The 3,228-nt window shown below is 70.8% G+C and carries 2 protein-coding genes and 1 pseudogene; all 3 read right to left on the reverse strand.

The window, feature by feature from the left end:
• Positions 1-126: 126 nt before the first annotated feature.
• Positions 127-1,335, reverse strand: coding sequence for a sensor histidine kinase (locus B2W70_RS13910; protein ID WP_286746566.1), 1,209 nt, complete (start codon positions 1,333-1,335; stop codon positions 127-129).
• A 140-nt stretch (positions 1,336-1,475) separates the two neighbouring features.
• Positions 1,476-2,423 carry an alpha/beta hydrolase gene (locus B2W70_RS13915; protein WP_286746568.1) on the reverse strand — a complete coding sequence of 316 codons (948 nt, stop codon included), beginning with the start codon at positions 2,421-2,423 and terminating at the stop codon, positions 1,476-1,478.
• A 54-nt stretch (positions 2,424-2,477) separates the two neighbouring features.
• Positions 2,478-3,228, reverse strand: a pseudogene (locus tag B2W70_RS13920) (hypothetical protein); the annotation flags it as partial.

The following is a 3,228-nucleotide window of genomic DNA, read 5'->3' on the forward strand; positions in this document are numbered from 1 at the left end:
CCTCGCCGCCGTGCGCGGCGTCCGCCACCACGGTGATGCCTTCGTAGTCGGCCAGCACCTGGCGCAGCCCCTCGCGCACGATGCGGTGGTCGTCCACGATCATCACGCGCACGGTGCCCGGCGTGCTCATGCTGCGCGCTCCTGCTGGCGCGAGCGCTCCAGCGGCATGCTCAAGATCACCTGGGTGCCCTGCCCCGGCTCGCTGGTGATCTGCAACCAGCCGCCGTGGTGCCCGGCGCGCTCGCGCATGCCCATCACGCCGAAGGCGTCGGCGCGCTCGAAGGCGCTGGGGGGCGCGCCCTTGCCGTTGTCTTTCACCAGCAAGGTCAAATCACCCGGCGTGGCGCGCACGCGAATCGTCACATCGCTGGCCCGCGCGTGGCGCGCCACGTTGCTGAGCATCTCTTGAAAGATGCGGAAGATGGCCGTGGCCTGGTCGCCCTCGGGCGCGGGCAGGTTGGGCGCGATGTCGATCGTCCAGTGGCAGGTCAGCTCGCTGCTGTCGATGAAGTCCTGCACCTGCCAGGCCAGCGTGGCCCACAGGCCCTGGTGGTCGAGGATGGAGGGGCGCAGGTCGGTGATGATGCGGCCGACGTTTTCCACCGCGTTGTCGATCAAGCCGCGCATGCCGTGGCACTTGCAACGCAGCGTCGGTTCATCGGCCACGCGCTTTTCGAGCCAGCTCACGTCCATCTTCAGGCCCACCAGCAGGCTGCCCAGCTCGTCGTGGATCTCGCGGGCGATGCGGGTGCGTTCGTCTTCGCGCACGTGTTCGAGGTGGGCCTGCAGGTCGCGCAGCTGGGCCAGGGCCTGGCTGAGGGCCTGTGTGCGTTCGGCCACGCGGCGCTCGAGTTGTTCGCGGGCTTGCAGCAGCTGTTGCTCTTGCTGCTTGCGCTCGCCAATGTCGACAAACGTGACCACCGCGCCCAGCACCTCGCCCGCGTCCAGGATGGGGTAGGAGGTGTACTCGACCGCCATGGGCGTGCCGTCACGGCGCCACAGCACCTCGCTGTCGATGCGGCAGGGCACCCCGGCGCGGAAGGCCCGAAAGATCGGGCAATCGTCCACCGGGTAATGCGCGCCATCCGCGTGATGGTGGTGCGTGAGCTCGTGCATGTTGCGGCCCAGCACCTCGTCGGCCGTGTAGCCGAGCATGCGCGCCGCCGCCGGGTTGATGAAGCTGCAGCGCCCTTCGGTGTCCACGCCGTAGATGCCTTCGCCGGTGGCGTCGAGCAGCAGGCTCAGGCGGTCGCGCCAGACGGTGGCAGCACGGGCCGCCTGGGGGGCGGGCTCGGCAAGCAGGGCGTCAGCGGGCAGCGAAGCAGGGTGGGACATGGTGCCACGCCCAGTTTGCAAGGGGCGTGCCACGACCGGCCCCGGCTCACCTGGGGTTTGCAACGACCTGTGTCGCAACCCCGGGCGCACCTCAGCGCGCACCTCCGGGCGCGTCACCCAGGCCTGATCACACAGGCTGATCAGCGCTGGTAAGCGCGCTGCAGCGCCGCCGCCAGCTGGCGGTGCGCGTCGGCCGCTTCGGGGATGAATCGGCCCAGGTTGATGAAGTCGTGGATGACGCCGGGCCAGACGGTGAGCTCGGCCGGCACGCCCGCATCCTGCAGCTTTTGCGCGTAGAGCTTGCCCTCGTCGGTCAGCGGGTCGCATTCGGCCAGGCCGATCCAGGCTGGGGCCACACCCGCGTGCGCCGGGGCGTGCAGGGGCTCGCGGTGCCAGCGTTCGCGCAGCACGCCGCCACGCGCGTTCGTCTCGAACCAGTGCATCAGGTCCCACGACAGCAGGGTGTTGGCCGAGTAGGTCAGCAGCGAATTCGTCTTCATGCCCAGCTGCACCGAGGGGTAGAACAGGGCCTGCAGCACCAGGGGGATGCCGGCGTCGCGTGCCAGCAGGGCCGTGACCGCCGCCAGGGTGCCACCCGCGCTGTCGCCGCCCACGGCGATGCGGCTGGGGTCCAGTCCCTTGCTGCGGCCGTTCGCCACCAGCCATTGCAGCGCCGCGAAGCTGTCGTCCAGGCCAGCTGGGAAGCGGTGCTCGGGCGCCAGGCGGTAGTCGATCGCCAACACGGCACCGCCGGAGTGCTGCGCCAGCACGGTGCACATGGACTCGCAGGTTTCGATGCCGCCGATGACGAAGCCGCCGCCGTGCAGGTACAGCAGCACCGGCAGCTCAGGCTCGGTGCTGGGGGCCCACAGGCGGGCGCGCAGCTCGCCGGCCGGCCCCGGGATGGTGAAGTCTTCGACCCGGGCCATGGGCAGCGGCGGCGCGGTGGTGGCGCCCACCCCGATCTTGTAGGACTGGCGAGCCTGCTCGACGGGCTGCGTGTGGATGGGCGGAAAGCCGGCCCGTTTGACGTTGTCCATCAAGGCCTGCACGGCCGGGGTGAAGGGGCTGCGGGGGGTCTCGCTCATGGTGGTCTTGTCTTGGGTGGGTGGGAGGCCCGTGCAGGGCCATCGGTGGACGGATCAGGGCGCGGTGACCCGGATCTCCAGTTGCTCCGACCGGCTTTCGTCCAGGCTCCGGGTGGACAGCGTACCGGATTGCGTGCGAGCGTTTTGCCCGCCGTTGCGCGCCACCACCGTCCACTCGCCCAGGGGCACGCTGACGGTGCTGCTGACCTCGTCGCGGCGGACCTGGCCGTCCGGGTCCACGCGGCCCGAGTAGGCACCGCCAGGCTGGGCCGGCTCGCTGGAGCGCGCTTCGAGCTCGACCGTCACGGGCGCGCGGCCGCCCGGCCAGCGCGGGGTCACGATCAGGCCCTGGCCCAGGTCGATCCAGGTGGTTTGCGGCACAACCTGGACGGGGCTGTTGCGGCCACTCCAGCCGCTTTGTCCCTGTTGGCCATCGTCGCCCCGCTGACCTCGCTCGCGCCCGCCGTGGCGCTGGGCCATTTCGTCGCCGCCTTGGCCCGCGCCTTCAAGTGGTCCGTACGACGTCCAACCACCACCACCGCCGCCCCCTTGGCCCGGCCCCCAGGCCCATTGCCAGGTCGTCACCGGTTGCGAGCTGCCAAAGAACAGGCGCGCGCGCCCACCGTTGAGCACCGTCACCTGCTGCACCGAGTTGCCGCTGGACTCGGTCTGCGTGGTGCCGTAGGTGACGCCGGCCTGGCCGATCACGCCCCGGCGGCTGTCGATGATGACCCGGCCCGTCTGGATGCCGCCCTGGCGCAGCTGGCTGCTGCCCTGGCCGGCCATGCGCCACTCCACCAGCAGG

Origin of the sequence: Aquabacterium sp. UBA2148, assembly GCF_002328915.1 — a bacterium.
GTDB classification, from domain to species: Bacteria; Pseudomonadota; Gammaproteobacteria; order Burkholderiales; family Burkholderiaceae_C; genus Aquabacterium; species Aquabacterium parvum.